The 23,652-nt window shown below is 51.7% G+C and carries 20 protein-coding genes and 2 tRNA genes; 9 read left to right on the top strand and 13 right to left on the bottom strand.

What is annotated here, in order from left to right:
* Nucleotides 1–20: 20 nt before the first annotated feature.
* Nucleotides 21–1,304 (bottom strand): acetyl-CoA hydrolase/transferase C-terminal domain-containing protein, encoded by a 1,284-nt coding sequence (locus R3I13_RS26490; RefSeq protein WP_346321015.1) that lies wholly within the window; start codon nucleotides 1,302–1,304, stop codon nucleotides 21–23.
* A gap of 129 nt (nucleotides 1,305–1,433) precedes the next feature.
* Nucleotides 1,434–2,582 carry a TonB family protein gene (locus tag R3I13_RS26485; RefSeq protein WP_346321014.1) on the bottom strand — a complete coding sequence of 383 codons (1,149 nt, stop codon included), beginning with the start codon at nucleotides 2,580–2,582 and terminating at the stop codon, nucleotides 1,434–1,436.
* 284 nt (nucleotides 2,583–2,866) lie between these two features.
* On the opposite strand from R3I13_RS26485, the gene R3I13_RS26480 reads away from it, so the two are divergent.
* Complete coding sequence (locus R3I13_RS26480; RefSeq protein ID WP_346321013.1) at nucleotides 2,867–4,378, top strand: tail fiber domain-containing protein; 1,512 nt, start codon at nucleotides 2,867–2,869, stop codon at nucleotides 4,376–4,378.
* A 173-nt stretch (nucleotides 4,379–4,551) separates the two neighbouring features.
* Here the strand turns inward: R3I13_RS26480 and R3I13_RS26475 are convergent, their stop codons facing one another.
* Nucleotides 4,552–5,598 (bottom strand): NAD(P)-dependent alcohol dehydrogenase, encoded by a 1,047-nt coding sequence (locus R3I13_RS26475; RefSeq protein WP_346321012.1) that lies wholly within the window; start codon nucleotides 5,596–5,598, stop codon nucleotides 4,552–4,554.
* Between the two features lie 300 nt (nucleotides 5,599–5,898).
* Here R3I13_RS26475 and R3I13_RS26470 point away from each other — a divergent pair, with 300 nt between their 5' ends.
* A complete protein-coding gene (locus R3I13_RS26470; RefSeq protein WP_346321011.1) occupies nucleotides 5,899–6,330 on the top strand; it encodes a DUF6496 domain-containing protein in 432 nt (143 codons plus the stop codon).
* Nucleotides 6,331–6,387: 57 nt separating this feature from the next.
* Here R3I13_RS26470 and R3I13_RS26465 read toward each other — a convergent pair whose 3' ends face one another.
* The 6 genes from R3I13_RS26465 to R3I13_RS26440 all read right to left on the bottom strand — a co-directional run bounded on the left by R3I13_RS26465 (nucleotide 6,388) and on the right by R3I13_RS26440 (nucleotide 10,797).
* The gene (locus tag R3I13_RS26465; RefSeq protein WP_346321010.1) at nucleotides 6,388–7,290 is read right to left on the bottom strand and encodes a UbiA family prenyltransferase; all 903 of its coding nucleotides are present in this window, start codon (nucleotides 7,288–7,290) and stop codon (nucleotides 6,388–6,390) included.
* Between the two features lie 91 nt (nucleotides 7,291–7,381).
* A complete protein-coding gene (locus R3I13_RS26460; RefSeq protein ID WP_346321009.1) occupies nucleotides 7,382–9,124 on the bottom strand; it encodes a response regulator in 1,743 nt (580 codons plus the stop codon).
* A gap of 209 nt (nucleotides 9,125–9,333) precedes the next feature.
* Nucleotides 9,334–9,954, bottom strand: coding sequence for an FISUMP domain-containing protein (locus R3I13_RS26455; protein ID WP_346321008.1), 621 nt, complete (start codon nucleotides 9,952–9,954; stop codon nucleotides 9,334–9,336).
* A 41-nt stretch (nucleotides 9,955–9,995) separates the two neighbouring features.
* On the bottom strand, nucleotides 9,996–10,256 hold the full coding sequence (locus tag R3I13_RS26450; RefSeq protein ID WP_346321007.1) for a pepsin-like aspartyl protease: 261 nt from the start codon (nucleotides 10,254–10,256) through the stop codon (nucleotides 9,996–9,998).
* Nucleotides 10,257–10,492: 236 nt separating this feature from the next.
* Nucleotides 10,493–10,566: transfer RNA gene (locus R3I13_RS26445), tRNA-Arg, on the bottom strand.
* Between the two features lie 157 nt (nucleotides 10,567–10,723).
* Nucleotides 10,724–10,797 (bottom strand) — tRNA-Arg (locus tag R3I13_RS26440).
* 128 nt (nucleotides 10,798–10,925) lie between these two features.
* On the opposite strand from R3I13_RS26440, the gene R3I13_RS26435 reads away from it, so the two are divergent.
* Both R3I13_RS26435 and R3I13_RS26430 read left to right on the top strand, forming a co-directional pair.
* Nucleotides 10,926–11,399: a 23S rRNA (pseudouridine(1915)-N(3))-methyltransferase RlmH gene (locus R3I13_RS26435; protein WP_346321006.1), complete on the top strand. Its 474-nt coding sequence runs from the start codon at nucleotides 10,926–10,928 to the stop codon at nucleotides 11,397–11,399.
* Between the two features lie 28 nt (nucleotides 11,400–11,427).
* Entirely contained in the window at nucleotides 11,428–12,036 is a 609-nt protein-coding gene (locus tag R3I13_RS26430) for a rhomboid family intramembrane serine protease (RefSeq protein WP_346321005.1), read from the top strand.
* On the opposite strand, the gene tilS is transcribed toward R3I13_RS26430, so the two are convergent.
* Both tilS and R3I13_RS26420 read right to left on the bottom strand, forming a co-directional pair.
* Nucleotides 12,033–13,367, bottom strand: a complete 1,335-nt coding sequence (gene tilS, locus R3I13_RS26425) for a tRNA lysidine(34) synthetase TilS (protein ID WP_346321004.1) — start codon at nucleotides 13,365–13,367, stop codon at nucleotides 12,033–12,035. The two genes, R3I13_RS26430 and tilS, sit on opposite strands and share 4 nt — an antisense overlap.
* Nucleotides 13,368–13,378: 11 nt before the next feature.
* The gene (locus R3I13_RS26420) at nucleotides 13,379–13,684 is read right to left on the bottom strand and encodes a tetratricopeptide repeat protein (protein ID WP_346321003.1); all 306 of its coding nucleotides are present in this window, start codon (nucleotides 13,682–13,684) and stop codon (nucleotides 13,379–13,381) included.
* A gap of 108 nt (nucleotides 13,685–13,792) precedes the next feature.
* On the opposite strand from R3I13_RS26420, the gene R3I13_RS26415 reads away from it, so the two are divergent.
* The 4 genes from R3I13_RS26415 to ispE all read left to right on the top strand — a co-directional run bounded on the left by R3I13_RS26415 (nucleotide 13,793) and on the right by ispE (nucleotide 17,100).
* Entirely contained in the window at nucleotides 13,793–14,533 is a 741-nt protein-coding gene (locus R3I13_RS26415; protein ID WP_346321002.1) for an electron transfer flavoprotein subunit beta/FixA family protein, read from the top strand.
* A gap of 26 nt (nucleotides 14,534–14,559) precedes the next feature.
* Nucleotides 14,560–15,531, top strand: coding sequence for an electron transfer flavoprotein subunit alpha/FixB family protein (locus R3I13_RS26410; protein WP_346321001.1), 972 nt, complete (start codon nucleotides 14,560–14,562; stop codon nucleotides 15,529–15,531).
* Nucleotides 15,532–15,684: 153 nt separating this feature from the next.
* Nucleotides 15,685–16,287, top strand: a complete 603-nt coding sequence (locus R3I13_RS26405; protein ID WP_209147416.1) for a bifunctional nuclease family protein — start codon at nucleotides 15,685–15,687, stop codon at nucleotides 16,285–16,287.
* A gap of 6 nt (nucleotides 16,288–16,293) precedes the next feature.
* Nucleotides 16,294–17,100, top strand: a complete 807-nt coding sequence (gene ispE, locus R3I13_RS26400; RefSeq protein ID WP_346321000.1) for a 4-(cytidine 5'-diphospho)-2-C-methyl-D-erythritol kinase — start codon at nucleotides 16,294–16,296, stop codon at nucleotides 17,098–17,100.
* 177 nt (nucleotides 17,101–17,277) lie between these two features.
* Here the strand turns inward: ispE and rplT are convergent, their stop codons facing one another.
* The gene (gene rplT / locus R3I13_RS26395; protein ID WP_120515919.1) at nucleotides 17,278–17,622 is read right to left on the bottom strand and encodes a 50S ribosomal protein L20; all 345 of its coding nucleotides are present in this window, start codon (nucleotides 17,620–17,622) and stop codon (nucleotides 17,278–17,280) included.
* A gap of 39 nt (nucleotides 17,623–17,661) precedes the next feature.
* The gene (gene rpmI, locus R3I13_RS26390; RefSeq protein ID WP_343704772.1) at nucleotides 17,662–17,859 is read right to left on the bottom strand and encodes a 50S ribosomal protein L35; all 198 of its coding nucleotides are present in this window, start codon (nucleotides 17,857–17,859) and stop codon (nucleotides 17,662–17,664) included.
* Nucleotides 17,860–18,318: 459 nt separating this feature from the next.
* On the opposite strand from rpmI, the gene R3I13_RS26385 reads away from it, so the two are divergent.
* The coding region (locus R3I13_RS26385; protein ID WP_346320999.1) for a hypothetical protein at nucleotides 18,319–23,652 on the top strand (5,334 nt) is incomplete at its 3' end.

The raw sequence follows: 23,652 nt of genomic DNA, 5'->3' as shown, positions 1-23,652 counted from the left end.
CCCGGAACTTGCGGAAATGCTCAGGCTTTTATGAACCGCTGGTGGTATGCTTTTTCCAGTGCTTCCCGATGGTCGGGGTGCGCGAGGCTGATGAGGGCTTTGGCCCTTTGTTTCAGGTTCTTACCAAACAGGTCTGCCACGCCGTATTCCGTTACTACCCAGTGCACATGCCCTCGCGTGGTGACCACCCCTGCTCCTTCTTTGAGAAATGGCGTAATGCGGGAAACGCCTTTGCCGGTCACGGAAGGCAGGGCGATGATGGGCTTGCCGCCCGGGCTCAGCGACGCGCCGCGGATGAAATCCATTTGCCCGCCGATGCCGGAGTATTGGTAAGTGCCAATGGAATCGGCACATACCTGCCCGGTGAGGTCTATTTCAATGGCGCTGTTGATGGCCGCTACTTTCTGGTTTTGCCTGATCACGGAAGTATCGTTCACATAGCTGATGTCCATCACGCGGATGGAAGGATTGTCGTGCACAAAGTCATACAACTTTTGCGTGCCGGTCATAAATGCGGTTACGGATCTGCCGGTGTTCAGCTTTTTGCGGCTGTTGTTGATCACGCCGCTCTCTAATAAGGGAATTACGCCGTCGCTCAGCATTTCGGTGTGCAGGCCGAGATCCTTATGCCCGGTGAGGTTACGGAGCACCTGGTCGGGGATGGTGCCGATGCCGAGTTGCAGCGTGGCGCCGTCTTCTATCAATGTGGCTACATGCTTGCCGATCTTTTCCACCGCGGGCGATGCGGCGGATGAATAATCTACCACCGGAAGTTCCGCTTCGTGCCATACCAGCGCGTTTATTTTGCTGGCGTGAATGAAACCGTCTCCATGCGTGCGCGGCATCTTCGGATTTACCTGTGCTACCACGTAGCGCGCTGTTTCCACCGCGGCGCGGGCAATATCCACGGAGGTGCCCAGGGACACATATCCGTGCGCGTCCGGAGGGGACACCTGGATGAGCGCTACGTCAAGCGGGAGGATGTTACGGTAAAACAGCTGCGGTATCTCGCTGAGGAATACGGGCACATAATCGCCGGCCTCACTGTTCACCACGCTGCGCGTGGCCGCGGAAACAAACAGGGAATTAAAGAAGAAGGACCCGCGCAGCTCCGGCCTGTCGAAATTCACATTGCCGAGGGAAGTAATACTCACGAGCTCCACATCTTTCAACGCCGTATGTTTTGCCTGCAGGGCTTCCAGCAGGTGCACGGGTGTAGCGGCGCTGCCATGGATGAACACGCGCTGGCCGGATTGAACGGGCTGCAGGGCGGTGGCTGCGTCTGTATATTGAATACTATTCATTAAACGGATTTTTGCAAAGGTACGGCATGGTTCGTTGGGGCGTGTATGATAGCTATCAGCATTACTGCAGACCTTCATCAGCCTGAATCTACGGATGCCGGCTTACCCGGACTTTACCGCGGGAGATCATTATCTGGGCTCAAAACGGACAGGCAGGTTGAATAGCACCGGTACCGGCTTACCGTCGCTGATCCCGGGTTTCCAATCCGGCATCTTTTTTATTATACGGATAGCTTCTTCATCCAGTCCGTAACCTTTGCGCGCCCCAACGGTCTTCACATTGGTTATTTTCCCTTCCGCGGTAACGATAAAAGAAACATATACGGTGCCGCCAATACCTTTCTTTCCTGCTTCGGTAGGATATCTTAAGTTTTTACTCAGGTATCTGCTCAATGCAGCATCCTCTCCGGGGAAGCTAGGCAGAGAATCATTGGGGCCGCTGAATGTCGGCGCCGGGCCTGTGAAGTAATGGATGCCCGCAGTGTCGGTTGGCTGGGGCGGAGTCTTTTCAAAACCGCCGGTGGCTATGATCAGATCATCTGAATTGATCCCTTCAAATACGCTGTGCGGCTGGCCGGCGGTAAATTCACCTTCCGGCGTGCTGTCAAAAAATTCAAGGAAAGCCCCGAGGAGATTACGTTCGCCCAATACCCCGTCTACGAAGTAGTACTTGTTTTTGTACCGTGGTTCTTCTGTGATGACCTTATTCCCCGCCAGTGTGCCGCGTATAATTTCCTGCGCTTTTTCTTTGTCCTTTACCAGCTTATTCTGCGGCCCTGCATAAAGCTTCAGCTCGATCTTTCCATTTTCGAGGATCACGATGTAATACCAGTTATCCGCCGCATTGCGGAACCTTTTGGCGCCGTAGGTGAAACCAGCCGGGTAGCGGGGATTGGGCTTATCCCCATTGGTTTTGCGGGCAAAAAGATACATCGCGTACTCCGTCAGTTCTTCCGTACGGGTAAGCGACAAGCCGATGGACGCCATATGTATGCGCTGGGTTTCCCTGCCGCCGTTCATCCTGAAGGTAGCGTCCAGCACGGCAGCAAATATTGCAGAATCCTTCCCGGCTTCTTCCAGGATTTGCCGTAGATCGAAAGGTTTTCCGGGCTCCTGGAGCAGGATACTTAGCTTTTCTTTGAATTCCGGCTTATCCCGCCGGTATTCTTTCAACATGGCTTTGGAGAATTCCGCCATCGCGGCGGGTTTTGGGTTGAGCGGCTGGGCGGTGGCCCTCGTGGCGGTCAAAATGAACAACAACAGGATGAACTGCTTCATAGATATAAAAATTGCACCGCGAAACTAAGAAAAAAGCTATTCGCGTCAAAAACACAAAAAAGCCGGCCCCGAATTCAACGAGTATGACAGGTTATTTCAGCGGGGCCAGTCTATCAGGGAACAACATCTTACGCCAGAACAATATTTTTATTCAGCCTTTTGGTGTATTTTTCCGTATCCGTAAAACGTGCTATAAAATATACCCTTTGTATTCGTCAGTAAACCCGATGCACAACCCGGCATCAATAGTATAAAGAAACATTAACGACAAAAATCCTGAAACCATGAAAAAGATTCTTACAAGTTTTGTGATTGTAGCCCTATCAATGATGTCAAAGACCGCTCTTAGCCAGCAATGGACGGGGCCAGATGCAAATCAGGCCATTACCAATTCGAATACAGGCGCCATTAACATCCGGGGCTTCTTAAATCAAAGTTCTTATAATCCACCGGGTAGTACGATTCAGCCTGGTACAACTTTTTCAAATGTCAACGCAAATTTTGGCGGATTGATAATTCACAGTACGTCGAATACACCGGCAGTAATGAACATGTTTTGGGGGCAAAATTTTGATTACCATAATAACGAGAATATAAGATATCGTATCAATGGTCCTGCAGCTATGCAGCAATTTGTAAATGGGAATATGTATTTCTACACTGCTTCCAGCGGGCTGGCTGATGCGCAGATCGATTCTTTTAAACATACACCTAAGATCAGCTTGGCCAACAATGGAGGATTTGCTATTGGAAGTATATACGCAATCAATAACTTTTTGGGCTCAGGAATCCTGGTAGTGGAAAAACGTATTGGCATCGGCACTCAAACACCCACCGACCAGTTACATACCACCGCAGCCGTGAGATTCGAGGGGTTGACCACAGGCGGTACTCCTAATAACATTGTTACGATAGACGCCAATGGACGGCTCTGGCGGTCTCCGTTAACAGGCACGGGCATCCAGAACCTGTGCGCTACAGCAAATTTTATTACCAAAACCGGCACCGGTGGGAACCTGAGCTGCAGCCAGTTATTTGATAACGGCACCACCGTCGGTATTAACCAGACTACTGGCTTTAACTATACCGGGTTAACTGTTGTAGGCAGCACAACAGCTCCTGCTACCGGTACCGCAAGGCTTGCTGTGAACGGCGTCACAATGAGCCTAGCTTATTTTGCCACATCTGATGAAAGAATGAAAACGGATATCCGGAATATCCCCGATGCCCTTGGGAAAATTAAAAAATTACAGGGCAAATCGTATCAATGGAAAACAGACCAACTCAGGAGTGCTGGAGCAGACGACGCCCGGCAAATTGGATTTATGGCGCAGGACCTTGCCAAAGTACTGCCGGAAGTTGTTATAAAAAAGGAAGACGGCACATATGCTGTTAATTATAATGGGATCATTCCTGTGTTGACCGAGGCGCTTAAAGAGCAGGCCGCAAATATGGAAGAATTGAGGAATGAGATCGTGACTTTGAAAAATGAATTATCGAACCTGAAAGGCCGGACCAATAACAATAACTCGGGGGCAAAATATTTTACCATTGCTCCCAATCCCTTCAGCCAGGATACAAAAATTACGTACGACCTTCCGGGTACCAATTCCAAGGTGTTATGCCTGGTGTATGATCTCCAGGGCAAGATCGTTAAGCAAATGAATGTGCCGGCAAACAAAGGTGCCGGCAACCTGTTTCTCTCAAGAGAAGGACTTCCTGCCGGCGTTTATTTTGTTTCGTTTACAGCAAACAACCAGGAAATCCAGGTGGAGAAAGTGGTTTTGACAAATTGATTAAAACTGCATAGTTCCGGGTTGATCTGACAGTCGGGTTAAATATCGGGCAGCTGGCGGTACGTCGTCCAGCTGCTTTTTCTTTAGCTAAAGATGAAGATGAGGCATCCATGCATCCACAAAAAAGCCGGCCTGATCGCTCAGCCGGCCCTGAATTCATTGGGTGCGAGAGTTTACTTCAATGTCGCCATATCTATCACGAAGCGGTACCTTACATCGCCTTTCAGCATTCTTTCATATGCCTCGTTGACATAATCGATATCGATCACTTCTACGTCGCTCACGATGTTGTGCTCCGCGCAGTAATCCAGCATTTCCTGTGTTTCAGGAATGCCGCCGATCATGGAACCGGCAATGCTCCTGCGGTTGCCGATCAGGCTGAAGCCATACAGCTCCAGCGGCGTGGGTGGAACACCTACGCAGATCTGCACGCCGTTGGTGCGCAGCAGGCTTTGAACCATGTTGTAATCGTGGGGGGCAGACACAGTGTCTACAATAAAATCGAAGTAATTGCGTACGGGCTTCAGTTGCGCAGGGTCTGAAGTGAGCACGAACTTATGCGCGCCAAGGGCCCTGGCATCTGCTTCTTTTTTGGGAGAAGTGCTTAGCATGGTCACTTCTGCACCGAAGGACGCGGCAAATTTTACGGCCATGTGGCCCAGCCCGCCGAGACCGATCACGGCTACCTTATGCCCCTTACCGATCTTCCAGTGGCGCAGCGGGGAATAAGTGGTGATGCCCGCGCACAGCAGCGGGGCTACATTGGCCAGCGGCAGCTTGTCTGATACTTTCAATACAAACTTTTCGTCCGTCACGATCATGCTGGAATACCCGCCGTAGGTCGGCGTTTTTTTGTCCTGCTCATAGGAGTTATAGGTGCCTGAAGAACCGTTCTCGCAGTACTGTTCCAGCCCGTCCTTACAGTTACCGCAATGGCGGCAGCTGTCTACCAGGCAGCCTACCGCGGCCAGGTCGCCCGCTTTGAACTTCGTTACCTTGTCCCCTACTTTGGTAACCCTGCCTACAATTTCGTGGCCGGGCACCATGGGGAAAATGGAATTGCCCCATTCGTCGCGGATCTGGTGAAGGTCGCTGTGGCAAACGCCGCAGTAAAGGATGTCGAACTGTACATCGAACGGCCCGGGATCCCTTCTTTCAAAGGTCCAGGGAGCAACCGGAGCGGTGGCGTTCTGGGCGGCATATGCTTTTACGCTGGTCATACCTTAATATTTAAATAATTAACAAAGCGGCAAACCTATTATTGAATTTTGAATCAATATTGAAGCTGTCACAGGCGGTCAAATCAGAGTGTTAACAACCATTCCGGGTAAATGGTTGTGGCATTCCTTCCACAAAAACAAATTCAACCTGATGGTAAGGGCCTTGTTTTCCACGTTCACTTCAAAGGCGGCTTCATCTAAATCCGCGGGGCGCATGGCGGGGCATGACGTTGTTGGAGAGGCCGTATTTTTTGTATGGTCTGGCTTTTGAGGGAAATAGTATAACTAAAAACCCATTTTATGGCAAAGTATGCAAAGAAAGCGGGTGATAAGGTGGAACGGGCGATGCATGAAATGAAGGAAGGGAAATTAAAGAGCGGCCGCAGCGGCCGGAAAGTGACCAGCCGCAAGCAGGCCATCGCCATCGGTTTGAGCGAAGCCCGTGAAGAAGGCGCGAAAGTGCCGAAGAAAGCCGCGGGCAAAAAAGCCGCTTCCCGCAAGGGCGGCGCCAAAAAAGCTGCTGCACGGAAAGGCGGCGCAAAGAAAGCGGCCGCCAAAGGCAGAACAAGGACCACCGCCAAGAAGGCCACCGCCAAACGCGGTACCCGTAAGGCAGCTACTAAACGTGCTTCCCCTAAACGGGCCACGCGTAAAGCCGCCACGAAAAAAGCAGGCACTAAAAAATCCACCGCCAAACGCGCCACCCGTAAGCGGGCGGCAGCTCATGCCTGATAAAGGAAACAGCAGACAGCAACGGGCCGGCTTCATGGAAGACCGGCCCGTTTCGCTTTATAAAAAACAAATGAGCGGGATGGTAACGATGAACAGGTAAACGAACCAGTGATAGGTCTTATCGTCCGCTTTTGGCGATTTATACATCCACAAACGTAGCGCCACGGCCCAATGCCACAGCACTTCCACGATCACGATACCGGTGAGCAGGCGGCTGGCGAATATTTCCTGTACGCCCGTTTGCGTAAGCAGGATGCAGAAATAGACCAGCGGTGAGAACAGGAAAAAATAGGCGCTCAGCAGTATTCTCGCAGTGGTGTCGCCCACGGAAAGCGGCAGCGTTTTACGCCCCATAATGCGGTCGCCCACCTGGTCGCGCATATCCTGCAAAGGCAGGCCCAGCCCGGCCCACAGGCTGATCACGATAATGTAGGCCCATACATTGCCATTCACAGGCCCCACGATATTCCATTCCGCGGCCAGCAGCGTAACGGTGCCGAGAGATATGCACACCACGTTCTTGGTAAACCAGTGATTGCTGCAACCCCATTTGCACAGCATCTGCGTAACGATCATCCACGCAATGGCCAGCAAGAGCAATTGCAGGCATATGGCCACGATCAGGAAAAGGATGCTGTAAGCCACGAAGCGCCTTTTTGTTTCGGCTTCGGTCACCAAACCCTGCACCAGCGGCCTGTCTGGCTTATTAATGCGGTCTTCTTCGACTGAATTCACCTGGTTGGCGATGCAGAAAGTGAGGATGTAGAGAATGGTGTAGAGCACGGAAAACAGGAAGTACAGCGGGAAATCGTCTACCGGCTTGCTGTGGTAGACCCAGGCGCTGATGAAGGTAATGAGGCAGGGGATCACCGTGTCCCAGATGTCGTTGTTGATAAAGCGCCAAATAATGTAGAGCTCCCTTACAGAAGCGGTTACTGCCGATTTACATAGGTAGATCATAAAATTGATTAACTCAGGGTGAGAATAAGACTGTCCTCACTAAAATTAATCAATTTAGCGGCAAATGGGGTGAATATTGCGCGGGATGGGCTTATCCGGCCACCTGCTTAAAACGGGCGGGCAGGTATTTTTCCAGCAGTTTATGAAGATCGGCGTAGAGAAAGGGTTTCACGAGATAGTCGTTTGCTCCGGCCGCCATCATTTCTTCACGCGCTTCGTTGAAAGCATCGCCGGAAGCGATGATCACGGGAAGGTGGCGGAATGCGGGGATACCGCGAAGGCGCGCCAGTACGTCTTTACCCTGCATGCCGGGCAGGTGCGAATCGGTAATAACGAGATCAGGGTGGTGATCTTCGAGCAGGGCGAGACCTTCTTCCCCGCTGTCTGCCAGGATGGTTTCCGCACCGGCTTCGGAGAGGAATTTGCGGATCACGTGGCCGCTGAAAAGATCGTCTTCTATGATCAGTACTTTATAGCCATTGAACTCTCCCGCCCTCGGCATGATGCTGCCTGCTTCGGCAGGCGCGGCTGTGGCGGCCTGCAGGGGGATGGTGAAGCGGAACTGGATCTGCTCCCCTTTGTTTTCCACGAGTATGTGGCCGCCCAGCAGCTCCACCAGGTGGCGGGTGATCTGCAGGCCAAGACCGGTGCCTTCCACCTGGCTGTTGCGTTCGGCTTCGAAGGGCTGGAACACTTTGTCCAGCTGCTCGGTGCGCAGGTGGCCGTCGTTCCTCACGCAGCAGGTCAGCTGCTGGTCTTTCCGCTGAAAACGTACGTCTACGGAAGAGCCGGGTGTGGCGAATTTCACGGCGTTGCTCAGCAGGTTGTTCACGATCTTGGTGAGGAAAATATGATCGGTGCTGATGAATTCGGGGATGCTGGGATCGATGGCCAGCTGGATGCGCACTTTGCGGGTAGCGGCCACATAACGGTTCAGCGCTACGCAGCTTTCCGCACTGTCTTTCAGGCTGAAGGCTTCCATTACGGGTTCGCTGTATTTGCCGGCTTCGATCTTGGCCATGTCCAGCACGTTGTTGATGATCTCGCGGGAAAGGAAGCTGGCGGCATAGAGGTAGTTGATGTCCTGCTGCAGCTCGGGATCGTCTATCTGCCGTTTGCGGCTGTGCAGCAGCTGCGCGATGCCGAACACGGCGTTCAGCGGCGTCCTGATCTCGTGGCTGGTTTCGCGGAGGAATTTGGATTTGGCGGCGTTGGCTTCTTTGAGGGCGCTCAGCAGTTCCTCGTTTTCGCGGAGGAACATATCATTCTGCCGGATGATAAAGAAAGTGACGTAAGCCATCAGGATGAGCATACCCACCCAGCAGGCCATTTTCAGCACCGGCACCATGGCGGGTACCATGTACATAGGCTGCACGATATGCAGGTAATTGTTGACCTGCACGGCCACTATCAGGAAAAGGGCGCATCCAACAGACACCAGGCGTACTTTCAGGTTCTTGAATACGAGGAAGGATGCGCCGATCAGGAATGTGAACAGGAATGCGGTGATCAGCTCTATGGGCATGGCATTGCCGAGCACGGAGCCGAAATAGGTGCCGAAGCAGCAATGGATCAGCAAAGTGGCGAGGCTGGCCATGTTGTGGCGGCGGTAATGGTTCAGGGCTATTACACCGGCAAAACAGGCTATTTCCAGCATGGCCGGAATGAGTATAAGCAACGAATCCGTGAACAGGTAAAGGATGGTAGCTACGACGGCGATCAGGATGCCTGTCAATAAAGAGAGCGTGTTGATGATCACTATGGAACGCCTGGCCCTGGAGTCGTCTATTGCTGCTGTTCCGGCGTTCAGTATGCGTTGTATTAGTTTTTTCATCTTGAGCTGGTTATTCGGGACTCGGTTTTCACGTATAGAATATGGGTTACTGGTATCTGGTCTTTGTTGTCGAGCTAAAAAAATACAGTTGTAGTGTAATTGGTTACAATATACGAAACCGGGATAATATCATGAAATTAATATCAGGATTGTGCGAAAATGGCCGGAATTTGGGTATAAGTGCGCATTCATGCCGGGTTTCCCGCGATTCACCGGTCACTGATGCAGCGCACGGAGAAGGCTTCGGTCTTTTCGCCATCGTGATGGCGGTTCATTATTTTGCCGTTCCTGCCGAAGTTGTAGAACCATGCATGTGCGGAATCACTTTCGGTGGCCGTCCAGTAAAAACCATGATCGCCGCCGCGGGCATAATTGCCGGAGGGATCCCTTCCCCCGCCGTAAGTAATATTAAATCCCGATGTGCCGCCGGTTATCAGCGCCTGGTAAGCTGCTTTGCCGCCGTCGTCCGAATCATCGCGGACGCCGCCAAATGATTTGCCTAGTTGCCGCCATTCATCATTGGCAGGCAGGCGCCAGCCTTCGCCCAGCGACCGGCATACCTCCTGTGCAATCGTCCAGGTGTACAGGCGGCCATATTCCCCACATTTCTGCTCTGCGTTCTCATAACAATATGAGCCGGGGACACGGAGGTTGAGATTGGCCGTCATCCATTTTTTATTGTCGGGCATTATTTTAACGGGATAGCTGTTGCCGTCGCGGTCTTTTATAACATCGCTCCGCGGTTGTGCATCAGCTCCGGGCAATGCGGATAACAGGCATATGCCGAAAGCGGCAAGATGAAAGATGAGCCTATGTTTTGTACGCTTCATTGCGCTGAGGTTGTACGATAAGCTGCGTACAACACGTTATTTTAAAGTTTCCACAATGGGCCGGCTGGCAGTGGTATATTCAACCCCAGAAATCCGGTTATACAAACGCTTACGCCCTCATCAGTTACTTTGAGCACATAATCGTTTGGCGTTAGCGTAAAGTCCTGTCCACCTAATGCGAGTGAAGCGGATAGTGAGCCTGGCACAAAATCACATAAACATTCAAATTCTCCTCCCCCACTGATATTGATCAGTTCACTCTGGGAAAGCTCAACAAATTGATAAGATTGTAGTGCTTGCATAAAATTGGGTTTAACTGAAATAGAATTATCAATCACTAAGTTCGGTTATTTAATCATGCCATCCTAACCTTCACACAGTTATTCGTGCTTTTTTCATAGTTGCACCATTTAAATTAGAGGTTTTTCTCTAATCCCCATGGGCGAATTTTGGGAACCTTACAAAGGGACTTACACAGGAGCAATCCGTTTACGACAGGAAAGAAAAAAACGGAAGCCTGGTTGGACTTCCGGTTTTGTGACTCTGTCAGGATTCAAACCTGAAACCTTCTGATCCGTAGTCAGATGCTCTATTCAGTTGAGCTACAAAGCCATTGTTGTTTTGAACGGGTAGCAAAAGTAGGGATATTTTCTATAAAAACCATAAAGAGCAATAAAAAAATCATATTCAAATTCTTCCTATGATAAAAAGAAAAAACCCGGCAAACGATTCGTGTGCCGGGTTGCTCATTCGTAGAAGACTTGCTTTGTGACTCTGTCAGGATTCAAACCTGAAACCTTCTGATCCGTAGTCAGATGCTCTATTCAGTTGAGCTACAGAGCCGTTGTTCTAATGTTGAACGGGATGCAAATGTATGGAGAATTTTTATTTCTGCAAATCTTTCACTGCTTTTTTTCTGCATCCGCCTTTTTCCATTTATTTTTGAACTAACATTTAAACCGCTGAAACCCGTGAAAATACAGCTTTGGAGCATTGGAAAAGAAAATGATGCGTACATCAACGAAGGCATAAAAATATTCCAGAAAAGATTACAGCATTATACAGATTTCAGCATAAAACTGATCCCTACTGTAAAGCAGGCGGCCAGCCTTTCTATCCCTGAACTGAAAAAAGCGGAAGGGAAACTGGTGCTGGATATGCTGCAGCCGGCAGACTACCTCCTGGCGCTGGATGAGCGCGGTAAAAGTATGAGCACGCTGCAGTTGTCAGAATTCCTGCAACAGCGGGAAAATGCCGGCACCCGCCAGCTGATCGTGCTGATCGGCGGCGCTTTCGGGCTGGATGAAGCATTGCTGCAACGGGCGCAAACCAAAATGTCGCTTTCAGCGCTCACCTTTCCTCACCAGATCGTGCGCCTGATCGTAACCGAGCAGCTTTACCGGGCCTATACCGTACTCAATAACGAGAAATATCACCATCAATGATTATTTTTACAGCTTAACAGAAGAATTTATGACCTTTACCATAGCCATCATCGTTATCACCTGCCTTGTATCTATCACCTCTTTTAACCGTCCCGAGCAAGTAGACAAGCTGAGTTTCTGGCCCTATAAAGTGAACAATGAACGCCAGTATTACCGTTATATCACTTCCGGCTTCGTGCATGCGGATTTCATGCACCTGTTTTTTAATATGTTTACGCTGTATTTTTTCGGAACCATTGCGGAAGGTTACATGCAGGCGTATATGGGAGGAAAGATTTATTTTGTGCTGTTGTATGTGCTGGGATTGGTACTACCCGATGTTTCAACGTATTTCAAATACAAGGACGTATACGGATATCGTGCCATAGGGGCTTCCGGAGCCGTATCAGCCGTTCTTTTCTCTTCTGTTTTATTCGCTCCATGGGCACCAATTTATGTTTTTTTTATTAAGGTGTGGGCTATACTCTACGCAGTTTTGTTCCTCATCTATTCTGCATACATGTCCAAACGTGGTGGGGATGGCATTAACCATGATGCACACTTCTGGGGTGCGGTGCTGGGGCTTGTATTCCCAATTGTTATGAAGCCCGAACTTGCCAAATATTTTCTTGAACAACTCACAAGATTGCCGTTCTAAACAGCCGCTTCCGTCATCGTGATGCGCAGCACCTTCCGGGTTTTTTCCGTTATGCGGAACCGGTTGTCTATCCGCATGCCCGCCACCCACACGATCTTTTTACCTGATTCCAGCACCCAGACCTTTTCTTTCTGCGGCAATGAAAGCTTCTGGTCGATGAAAAAGCGGCTGAGCTTCTTTTTGCGGACCATGCCCAGCGGGTAAAAATAATCCCCCTGCTTCCATTTGCGGAGCATAAGCGGGTATTGCAGCGCAGCTTTGTCTATGCAAGCCACCAGCGGGTCCGCGCTAATCGCGTGCGCGCTGTTCGCCGCTTCGCGGAAACTGAATTGCAGCCCGGGCAGCTGCAGCAGGTCCTGCCCTTCTTCGATGATAAAATAACTGGCTTCGGCAGTGTTCAGCGGGGTGATGATGAACCATTTCCTGTCGCGCACGATGCGGTGTGTGCCGGTGCTGATATATTTCCCCGGCTCTGCATCCAGCAGGGCTATTACCTGCAAGGCCTGTCCGGCGCTGCAGTTGAAGGGTTTCAGCAGTTCATATGCAATCGTGGCCAGTGGTTTGGCCTGGCTGAAGCGGGTAAGCGGGATGAAGAATTCCTGCCCTTTCTGCACTAGCAGTTTCTTTTTATGAACGTCCAGCGCCTGCTGGTAAAGTTCTTCCGCTTCGCGGAAACGCGCAATGGAAGTGCCCGTTTGTTTCACCACATCCGGATAGATATCACGGAGCGGCGGCAGGATGTGATGGCGGAAATAATTTCGTGTATACTTATCAGTTATATTTGAACTGTCTTCCACGTAATCCAGCCCTTCTGCCGCTGCATACGCTGCGATCTCCTCGCGGGTGGCAAACAGCAATGGCCTTGCAATGCGGCCCTGCAGGGGAAGGATACCGTGCAAACCCGCCATGCCGGTGCCTTTGGAAAGATTCATCCAAAGCGTTTCCACGTTGTCCTGCATGTGATGTGCGGTAACAACCGCTGCCAGGCCCCGTTCCGCCCTCAGCTGTTCCAGCCAGGCATACCGCAGTTCGCGGGCGGCTACCTGGGTGGATAGTTTATGCTGTTCCGCATAAGCAGCGGTATCGAATGCAGTGACGTGCACAGGCGCCTGGTATTTTTTACCCAGCGAACGCACAAAAGCCTCGTCTCGCCTGCTCTCCTCTCCTCTCAGCTGGAAATTGCAATGCGCGATCTCCGCCTTCCAGCCGGCATTAATGAGCAAATAGCAAAGCACGGATGAGTCCAGCCCGCCGCTAACGGCCAGCAGCAGCCCGTCTCCCGGGTTGAAGATCTTTTCCTTCCTGATAAATTCCTGTAGCCTCTCAATCATTGTGTATTGTTTTAGAGGTCTTCGCGCGCGGCCTGCAATTCGTTATAAGCGTGCATGTCCCTCACTTCGCGGGCCACCTCCATGCCCTTTTCATAAGCAGCGATAGCGGCGTGCTGCTCGCCGAGCCTTTCCAGCAGTTTGCCCAGGTGATAATAAGAGCCAACATATTTGGGATCGTTGGCCAGCAGGGCCTCGAACGCTTCCCGGGCGCTCCGGTCGTCATTGATCTTGATATATTCCAGCGCCAGCGCATGCCGCAGGAAGCTGTCTGCCGGGCTTTCCGCCAGGAATGCCTTCAATTGTGCGATTCTGTCCATTTGCAAAGATGCTATTTTTAAAAGCTGACGAGCGTCACTGATTGCCAGATTGCTAAATCCCATATATTTGTACACACTGTATTTTTCAATAAAAACCAGTATACGGATATGAAGATATTAGTATGTATCAGTAAAACGCCCGACACCACTGCAAAAATAGCTTTCACAGACAACAACACGAAATTCAGTGAAGCGGGTGTGCAGTTCATCATCAATCCATACGACGAATGGTATGCGCTGGTGAGGGCCCTTGAGCTGAAGGAGACGCTGAATGCCACCGTGCACCTGATCACCGTGGGCGGAGCTGATACCGAGCCTGTGATCCGCAAGGCGCTTGCCCTTGGCGGCGACGAGGCATTCAGGGTGGATGCGGATAGCCATGACAGTTATTACATCGCTTCGCAGATAGCGGCGCACGCAAAGCAGGAGAATTACGACCTGATCTTTACCGGTAAAGAGACCATCGATTATAACGGATCGTCTATCGGCGGCATGGTTGCCGAACTGGTGGGCATCCCCTTTGTTTCCATCGCTTCAAAGCTGGACCTGAATGGCGCTACGGCTACGCTGGTGCGCGAGATCGAAGGCGGCGAAGAAACCGTTGAAGTGAGCCTTCCCGTGGCTGTTTCCGCCCAGAAAGGCATGGCGGAGGCACGCATCCCGAACATGCGCGGCATTATGGCGGCCCGCACCAAACCGTTGAAAGTAATCGCGCCGGTACCGGTGGATGCGCTTACCAGCGTAGTGTCTTTCGAACTGCCGCCCGCAAAGGCCGGCGTGAAAATGATCCAGCCGGACAGCATGGAGGAGCTGGTGAAGCTGCTGCATGAAGAAGCCAAAGTGATCTGAGTCTCTCATTAAAAAAACGAGTAACAATGTCTGTTTTAATATTTGCCGATCAATTTCAGGGTAACATCAAAAAATCCGCGCTGGAGGCCGTACAATACGGCGCTAAAGTAGCGCAGCAGCTGGGTACACAGGCTACCGCCCTTGTACTGGGCGAAGTAAGCGCCGAAGAACTGGCCTCCCTGGGCCGGTATGGCGCCACGAAAGTGCTGCATGTGGCCGACGCGCGGCTGAACGAGCTGGAAACCGGCGTGGGCGCTAAGATCGTAGCGGAAGCCGTTGCGAAAGAAAATGCGGATGTGATCGTGTTCTCCCACAACTTTTCCGGCAAAGCCATTGCGCCGCAGCTGTCTGCCCGCCTGAAAGCCGGCCTGGTAGCGGGCGCTATTGCCCTGCCTGATACTTCGGCAGGTTTCGTGGTGAAGAAGAACGTGTTTTCCGGCAAAGCATTTGCCAACGTAAATATCTCCTCTCCCAAAAAGATCGTTTCCGTGCTGCCCAATACCTTTGCCCTGGAAGCCGGCAGCGGAACCGCTACAGTGGAGGCTTTTGCGCCTGCGCTCAGCGACGCGGACTTTAAAGTGAAAGTGGTGAAAGTAGAAACCGTGAGCGGCGAAGTGCCCCTTACCGAAGCGGAGATCGTGGTAAGCGGCGGCCGGGGCCTGAAAGGTCCTGAGAACTGGGGCCTGGTGGAAAACCTGGCGCATGCCCTGGGCGCAGCCACCGCCTGCAGCCGTCCCGTAGCCGATGCGAACTGGCGCCCGCACCACGAGCATGTGGGGCAAACCGGCTTTACCGTAAGGCCCAACCTGTATGTGGCGATCGGTATTTCAGGTGCTATCCAGCACCTGGCGGGGGTAAACGGGAGCAAGGTGATCGTGGTGATCAACAAAGACCCGGAAGCGCCTTTCTTTAAGGCTGCGGACTATGGCGTGGTGGGCGACGCTTTCGAGGTGGTGCCTAAACTGACCGAAGCTGTAAAGAAATATAAAGGGAATTAATTATAATCAGCCGGCTGCTGGGGAGCGGGTTCGGGGCGGTCAGCTACCGGACAGCGTTATTCTTCAGCAGCCAATGCTTTTTAGATATCGAATATTTTTCTAACTTCACGTCTTACACAGTATAAACGTGAAGCGCTTACGCGTAATGACAGTATGAGAAAAATAGAATTGGAAATAGTTGCTTTGTCGCATAGCATTACACAGACCCATTCGTATGCCGTGGTACTGGGAGAGGTGAACGGACTAAGACGTCTGCCGATCGTGATAGGCGGGTTTGAAGCTCAAGCCATTGCAGTAGCGCTGGAAAAAATGCAGCCCAGCAGGCCGTTGACCCACGATCTCATGAAAAATTTCATGAATGCATTCAATGTTGAGTTACACGAAGTAATTATCAGCAATTTACAGGAAGGTATTTTTTATTCCAAGCTGATCTGTTCCAATAACGACGATACGATCGAGATAGACTCCCGTACATCTGATGCCCTGGCGCTGGCGGTGCGGTTTGGCTGCCCGATCTACACATACGAGAATATCCTTAACAGCGCGGGCATCCTGCTGGATGACCCTGCGGGTAAGAAAACTACCAAAGCTTCCGGCAGCCCCAGTATTTCGGAGCATGAGAAAGGCGCGGAAGATGATCTCAAGGCCCTCAACCTGGAGGAGCTGAACACCCTTTTGCAGGAGGTATTGGAGCAGGAAGATTATATCCGCGCCATTGCCATCCGCGACGAGATCAACAGCCGTAAAAGTAAATAGTACATAGTGATCCTTTTCCCCAATTGTAAGATCAACCTGGGTTTGCATATCCTGCGCAGGCGGGACGACGGCTTCCATGACCTGGAAACAGTATTTTATCCACTGCCCCTGGAAGACGCGCTGGAAGTGATCACCGCGGAAGAGAACATCTTTTCCCACAGCGGCCTCGAGATTCCCGGCGATGCGACAGATAATCTTTGCAACAAAGCCTATTCCCTTCTTAAAACAGACTACCCGCAATTACCGCCGGTGCATATACACCTGCACAAACACATTCCCATTGGCGCCGGCCTCGGCGGCGGCTCGGCAGACGGAGCCTTTGCGCTTAAACTATTGAATGCCAAATACAACCTGGGTTTGCCCGAAGAAAAACTGGAAGCATATGCAGCCCGCCTGGGCAGCGATTGTCCTTTCTTCATCCGGAACCGGCCCTGTTTTGCTACGGGGCGCGGGGAAATCATGGAGCCCTGGGACGTGGACTTGTCCGGTTATTCTTTCCTGCTGGTGCACCCGGGGATACATGTGAATACGGGCTGGGCTTTCGGCCGGCTTACTCCCGGGCAGCCTGCCGTGAGCCTGAGGGAGGTGGACTGGAAAGATGTGCGGAGCTGGAAGGGTGTGTTGACGAATGACTTCGAGGGGCCGGTGTTCAGCGAATACCCGGCTATCCGGAATATTAAAGAGAAGATGTACAGGGCCGGGGCAGTGTATGCCACGATGAGCGGCAGCGGTTCGGCTGTGGTGGGGATCTTTGAGAAGTGTCAATGGCCGGAGGCGGTTTGGGAGCCGCATTACAGGGTGTTCCAGCTTTAAGTTGCGTTTTACGCAATTGGGATAAACTGGCTGTGGGTGAGCCCTATTGATTTAAGGGGTATTTTACACAATTGGTATTTATAACTGATTTTCAATGTTTTAATGTAGAAAGGTTATAGGCACAAAAAAACCGGCTACTGTTGGTAACCGGTTTACTTATTTAGAGAGAATAAGTACTTATTTTACAGAAGCGATGAGGCTTTTGAATGTTTCAGGTTCGTTCATTGCCAGGTCTGCCAGTACTTTCCTGTTCAGGCCGATGTGTTTTTCTGACAATTTATGAATGAACTGGGAGTAAGTCATTCCTTCAGCGCGGGCCGCAGCGTTAATACGGGCGATCCACAAGGTGCGGTATTCTCTTTTCTTCAGTTTGCGGCCTACGTAGCTATAGGTAAGGCCTTTTTCCAGAACGTTCTTCGCTACGGTATATACGTTTTTACGTTTACCATAGAAGCCTTTGGCTTGTTTTAAGATCTTTTTCCTTCTGGCTCTGGACGCAACTGCGTTTACTGAACGAGGCATGTTATGCTTTTTAAAACTTGTTTAATAAATTGGATTCAATTAGCGAAGTACGAGCATACGCTTCACCAGGTTCAGATTGGCGTCAGCCACCAGGCTACTTCCTCTCAGAGAACGTTTTCTTTTGTTGGACTTTTTAGTCAACAAGTGACTTTTATAAGCGTTCGGGCGTTTGATAGCGCCGCTGCCGGTCACCGTAAACGTCTTCTTCGCACGGCTATGAGTCTTTACTTTAGGCATCTTACTACGAATTTGGTCTGCAAAGGTAGGTAATTATTTTAAAAATAACATATTCTGTCAAAAAAAATTGAAACCCCTCCCCGATTCCTCAAAAAAAGTTAACAAATTTTCCACGGTTTTAACGGCTTGAATTTCAAATCACTCATACAATATAAACATCATATAACTGTTTTTTTGCCTGCCTGTGATAAATTCATATTTTTGATTTCTCTATATTATCATTAATTTTAATTTCAAATAAGCCGAATTTATCCATACAACCTATTGAAAAGACCGAATACGAATAACCGAAGCCTATGAAAACGATCCTTTACACCTATGTACCTGTGTGCAGCATCCGGCACATCTTATTGTCTCAAACAATTTCCAGTAAAACGGTGCCTCCGGCCTCCCGGAAATAACCGCCGCCTGCAGCCTATCACCTGCATCGGACCTTGTTTCACTTAATTGTTTGCTACAATGAGAAGAATTCTACTCCTTATACTGTTTTTATTCACGGGCCTCTGGGCTTCGGCACAATCCTTCAGCGACAACAGGAGACGTCCTTATATGACCGCTCCGCAGACCGTCTGCTCCGGCGCATATGCATCCATGCATGCCTGGCTGCAGGACGCCATAGGCGGCGACTGGAACGGGAATAATAAAACCGCTGTGGACAGCGTAAGATGGACCATTACCCTGCCCAACGCAACGAACTTTGTTTACAGCCGCCCACGGGGAGCCAGCCCGCTGGTACGGTGGATTGCCAATAACAGCGAGTCTATTACCTTCAACGTTAACCAGATAGGGACATACACCGTCAGGGCAAGGCTATATATAGGAACCACCTACACGGAGGTCACCAAGACATTTGTGTCAGAAGATTGCTCCATGGACGTTTGCGAAGGCACCTTCACCCCGTCTACCAACTTCAAGGAAACTTTCGGCACATTTGCCACCAATGAAGCGCCCCGCGCTCTACCTCCTCCCGCCACCATCGGGTATACTTTCGACGGCGACGGAGAACTGAGGGATGACTTTTATTCCATTCACTACAGTGCAAGGATTGGTGGTAAAAACGAATGGGGCGATATATTTGACCATACCAACGATGGTAATGGCGGTATGCTGATCGCGAACTCTTCTGAAGAACCCCGCCTCTTCTACAGCAGGCTTGTTACAGGTTTGTGCCCCGGCGCGAAATACAACTTCTCCGCATGGTTCATCAACCTTAACTCTCTTGGTGTTTTAAATAATGTCTGTGAAAACTGGGATGACCCATACCAATATGCGGGAGTTACTTTTATTGTAAGAAATGCAGCCGATAATAGTATTATCGGCCAGTTCAATACCAACGACGTATCGATGGACCTTTCCATCAATAACGGCGGGAACCAGCGGATGACCGGCTGGCAACAATTTGGCGGCACCGTAACTTTAGGTCCCGGCGAAACGAACGTGTATGTTGAGATCAGGAACAACAACCCCGGCGGTTGTGGTAACGACATTGCGGTGGATGATATCGAGTTCGTATTCTGCGCGCCCAAGATCTATTCCTATATCGATGGTTTGGGTGTGGAAGAAGACCAGGTGTGCCCCGGCGCCGAACTGAACGTTACTTCCGTTATCCAGCCGGCGGACTACTTCACCAACCCGGTTTACCGCTGGGAATACAGCAAGAACGGCGCTCCCTATACTACCATCACCGAGGCCGGTTATACCGGTGTAAACACGCCTGTGCTGCACATCGGGCCCGGCGTGTTAAAGGAGAGAGACGTGATCAGGTACCAGCTGATGGTAATTGAACAGGGCAACCTTGCCGCCAACCAATGTTATACGCCATCCAACCGCGTAACGATCTCTGTGGCCGAACTGCCAACCATCAATGCGACGAGGGACGTTTTGTGCCGCGGAGACTCGACCATATTAACGGCCACACCGCTGGAAGCCCCGGGCGTCGTCGGTTACGAGACCTTTACCTGGGCAGGGCCGGATATATTACCATGGCCGGGGCCCGGCCTGCAGCCGAAGAACCAGATACTGATCAGTCCCAGCGTTACAAGTAAATATTACGTAACGGGCAGCATACAATATGGCGCATACGTAAACGGCCAGCCCCGCGTGTGTACCAAGCAGGACAGCATCGTTATTACCGTGGACCAGCCGCCTGTGGTGGAACTGGGGCCGGATCAGCTGCTTTGCGTGAACTCGCCCGTGACGCTGGATGCCGGCGCGGCCAATGCCGGTTATAACATTACCTGGCAGCCGGGTAACCTGCACACGCAGACCATCAACATTACGGCTCCTTCCAACGCCAGCACACAGGAATATAAAGTGAACATCCAGAACGGGCAGTGTACCGTGAGAGATTCCGTGAAGATCACCGGCGCGGTGGTTACGCCCGCCGGCATAGACGGCAGTACCAGCTATTGCTCCGACGTGGTGCTCACCAATATCAATCTTAGGCCCACAAACACTGTCAGCACATCTGCCAATCCTCCGCAGACCGTAACCTGGTCTTTCGTAGGCCCCAGCAACGGTGCTACACTGGTGGTAACGAACCCTTTATCCCCGAACAACCGTTCGCTCCGCACCATGCCGTTTAATACACCCGTGACCGTTAGGCTCACCATCCAGGTGAACGGCACGAGCTGCATCAGCACCGCGGAGAAAACGTTTATCGTGGAAACCACGACCAATGCGGCCGCCAGGGATCTCGCCCAGTGTACCAATGTGTTTACCCTGGATGCAGACCCGGTGAAAGATACCAGCATGACCGGCACCTGGACGGTGATCTCAGGCGATGTAACCATCGATCCCGCCGAGATACACAACCCGCATGCCGTTGCCACGGTGAATAACGGCCCGCAGACCGCTGTGCTCCGCTGGACCGTGGTGAAGAACCGGCCGGGTTCCGCCTGTCCGCCCAGGTATGTGGACATCTCGCTTGATTACGCAGCGCCGCCAACCATCGCGGTAGCTTCGAATATCGCAGAATGTAAAGACGGTTCCGGCCGCTTTGACCTGCCCTGGACTTCCACCAATGATCCCGAGCAATACGACCTCGAAGCAGTGGGCGCCAACCCGATGCCTGGTTTCACCAACATCATAGACGAGCCGCTGTTCGCTACCAGCGGTACGTTCAGCGTTCCCTACCCCGCAGGCGTAACGCCGGGCGTATATACTTTCCGCATCCGTGCTGAAAAAATGACGCTGACAGGCGATATCTGCTTCACCGAATCGCTTTTCACCGTAACGATCAATACACCATCTACCGCCCCAACTATCAGCCTGCCCACGCCGAATATCTGCGTTGGCGCATCGGCTACCTTGACGCTGACGGGCGGTACGCTCGGCTCCAACAGCCAGTGGGTATGGTACCGCGGCAATTGCACGACCGGCACGGAAATAGCCAGGGGCGTCAACAGCATCACGGTGAATCCGACAACCACCACTACTTACTCCGTAAGAGCGGAAGGCCCGATGACGTGCAGCAATTCAGCCTGCGTATCCGCTACGGTGACCGTGTACCAAATGCCTGCCGCAGCCGATGCCGGCCCTGACCAGGACAATTGCAACAACGCGACCTTCACCATGAATGCCACCGCGCCCGGCATCGCAGGCGCACAAGGCACATGGACGGTAGTGCCCGCCGGGATCACCATCAGCGATATCCATAGCAGGAACGCTACCGTAACCGTACCTGCCGGCACAACCGCCACTTTAACATGGACCATTACGAACGGGTCCTGTACTTCAACGCCCGACGACGTTATATTGATTAACAGGAACCCGGTTGCGAATAACACGATACAGCAAAACCAGGTGCTTTGTCCGCCCAACACTACGCCTGCAGCACTTACCGGCTCTGCCACGGTAACCGGCGGCACCGGCACTTATACCTACCAGTGGGAAAGCAGCTCCAACGCTGCCAGCGGCTTTACGGCCATCGGCAGTGCAACCGGGGCAACCTATCAACCTGGCGCATTGACCGCTACTACTTATTACAGGAGAGTGGTTACTTCCGGCCCCTGTACTTCCATCAGCAACGTGATAGAAGTAAGAGTGGCCGCAGTGCCGGACTTCACCATCACAGACCTTGTTTCCGCCTGTAACGCTTCCGGCAAGTTTGAAGTTCAGTATGCAATTGTCTCCGGGGCGCCCAACCGTTATGACCTGTTCGCCATCCCCGGGTACGAGCTGCCTGGCTTTACCAGCCAGCTCAACCAGACCCTCTCCGGCGGGCAGATCACCATCAACTATCCGCCTACCACGGCTGCCGGCGAATACCGCTTCAGGATCGTTATGCGTAACGCGGATGGTTGTGAAAAAGCAGATACTTTCACGACAACACTTGAATCATTATCCATCCCCGCATGGATTGAAATAACCCCCAGCAGGATCTGCGAAGGCCAGACCGTTACACTCACCGCAAGAGGCGGTACACTCGGCTCAAATGCGGACTGGGTATGGTATAAAGACAATTGCGGCGTCGGCGCTTCCATTGGTACCGGTACCAGCATTACCGTTCAGCCTACAGAAACCACCACTTATGCGGTGAGAGCTGAAAGCGACAGGGCCTGTAAGAATACGGTGTGCGCTACCGCTACCATCACCGTAGATAAAATGCCTGCCGCGGCCAATGCCGGCGCTGACCAGGAACATTGCGACGATGAGACCTTTGTAATGGACGCCATCGTTCCGAATATCGGAACCGGTACCTGGACAGGGCTTACTCCCGGTATGACCATCAGCAACGTAAACGATCCCAAAGCGACCGTTACCCTGTCTGCCGGCCAGACCGCAACCCTTACCTGGACTGTAACAAACAATACCTGTACGACTGCAGGTGATAACGTTGTGCTTATTAACCGCAATGAGATCGGTAACAATGTGATCCAACAGAACCAGGTGATTTGTCCGGGTGCGCAACCCAGCCAGCTGACAGGAGTTGGTGTGCCTTCCGGCGGCGCCGGTTCCTATACCTATGCGTGGGAATACAGCACTACCAGCGCTACAGCAGGTTTCGCGCCTGTTCCATCCGCTACGGGCAGCATCTTCCAGCCTCCTGTGCTGACGCAGACCACCTGGTACCGCAGGATCGTAAGATCCGGCCTGAACTGTGAAAGCACCAGCAATGCAGTACAGATCACTGTTTCAACGGCGCCGCCTTCAGTGGTGACCACTCCTCCCCCGGTGAGCACCGCTTGCGCAACCGGTACAGATTATACCACGCTGTTCGGTACGCCAACATTCAGTCACCCGCTGGGCTTAACGCTGAATATCACCCATAGGGATTCGACGGCGGCGCAGGCTTGCGGCATTACGATCTCCCGCATCTGGACGGCTACCGATCCCTGCGGCAGGACGGCTACCACGATGCAGACGATTACGGTGACGGATAATACCGCACCTGTATTTGCAACGGCTGCACCTGCGAATGTGACCGTGGAATGCAGCAACATACCTTTGTTTAACGACATCGCGGTAACTGACGAGTGCAGTACCGTAGATTATGATAAAGACGAGCAGATCACACCTGGTGCCTGTGCGAATAGCTATACGATTGTACGCACCTGGACGGCAAGAGATGCTTGTGGTAATGAGACGGTATTGACCCAAACTATTACTGTACAGGATACCACCAGGCCGACGTTCACCGTTGCTCCGCCGGCCAATGTGCTTGTAAATTGTGATGCTATCCCGGCTGTTCCGCCGCTGTTAACAGCTACGGATAATTGCAGTGCTGCTCTCGTAACGGTGAGCTTTAATGAACGCCGTGAGTCCGCTCCGGGTGCTTGTATAAATAATTAC

Origin of the sequence: Chitinophaga sp. YIM B06452 (genome assembly GCF_039655965.1) — a bacterium.
Classification (GTDB): Bacteria; Bacteroidota; Bacteroidia; order Chitinophagales; family Chitinophagaceae; genus Chitinophaga.
The sequence above is the reverse complement of the archived record's forward strand: the minus strand, read 5'-3'. Positions and strand labels throughout refer to the sequence as shown.

Bases quoted from the DNA above. Each gene is read 5' to 3' on its own strand.
- R3I13_RS26490 (WP_346321015.1), bottom strand. From the start codon at position 1,304: ATGAATAGTATTCAATATACAGACGCAGCCACCGCCCTGCAGCCCGTT.
- R3I13_RS26485 (WP_346321014.1), bottom strand. From the start codon at position 2,582: ATGAAGCAGTTCATCCTGTTGTTGTTCATTTTGACCGCCACGAGGGCC.
- R3I13_RS26480 (WP_346321013.1), top strand. From the start codon at position 2,867: ATGAAAAAGATTCTTACAAGTTTTGTGATTGTAGCCCTATCAATGATG.
- R3I13_RS26475 (WP_346321012.1), bottom strand. From the start codon at position 5,598: ATGACCAGCGTAAAAGCATATGCCGCCCAGAACGCCACCGCTCCGGTT.
- R3I13_RS26470 (WP_346321011.1), top strand. From the start codon at position 5,899: ATGGCAAAGTATGCAAAGAAAGCGGGTGATAAGGTGGAACGGGCGATG.
- R3I13_RS26465 (WP_346321010.1), bottom strand. From the start codon at position 7,290: ATGATCTACCTATGTAAATCGGCAGTAACCGCTTCTGTAAGGGAGCTC.
- R3I13_RS26460 (WP_346321009.1), bottom strand. From the start codon at position 9,124: ATGAAAAAACTAATACAACGCATACTGAACGCCGGAACAGCAGCAATA.
- R3I13_RS26455 (WP_346321008.1), bottom strand. From the start codon at position 9,954: ATGAAGCGTACAAAACATAGGCTCATCTTTCATCTTGCCGCTTTCGGC.
- R3I13_RS26450 (WP_346321007.1), bottom strand. From the start codon at position 10,256: ATGCAAGCACTACAATCTTATCAATTTGTTGAGCTTTCCCAGAGTGAA.
- R3I13_RS26430 (WP_346321005.1), top strand. From the start codon at position 11,428: ATGACCTTTACCATAGCCATCATCGTTATCACCTGCCTTGTATCTATC.
- tilS (WP_346321004.1), bottom strand. From the start codon at position 13,367: ATGATTGAGAGGCTACAGGAATTTATCAGGAAGGAAAAGATCTTCAAC.
- R3I13_RS26420 (WP_346321003.1), bottom strand. From the start codon at position 13,684: ATGGACAGAATCGCACAATTGAAGGCATTCCTGGCGGAAAGCCCGGCA.
- R3I13_RS26415 (WP_346321002.1), top strand. From the start codon at position 13,793: ATGAAGATATTAGTATGTATCAGTAAAACGCCCGACACCACTGCAAAA.
- R3I13_RS26410 (WP_346321001.1), top strand. From the start codon at position 14,560: ATGTCTGTTTTAATATTTGCCGATCAATTTCAGGGTAACATCAAAAAA.
- R3I13_RS26405 (WP_209147416.1), top strand. From the start codon at position 15,685: ATGAGAAAAATAGAATTGGAAATAGTTGCTTTGTCGCATAGCATTACA.
- rplT (WP_120515919.1), bottom strand. From the start codon at position 17,622: ATGCCTCGTTCAGTAAACGCAGTTGCGTCCAGAGCCAGAAGGAAAAAG.
- rpmI (WP_343704772.1), bottom strand. From the start codon at position 17,859: ATGCCTAAAGTAAAGACTCATAGCCGTGCGAAGAAGACGTTTACGGTG.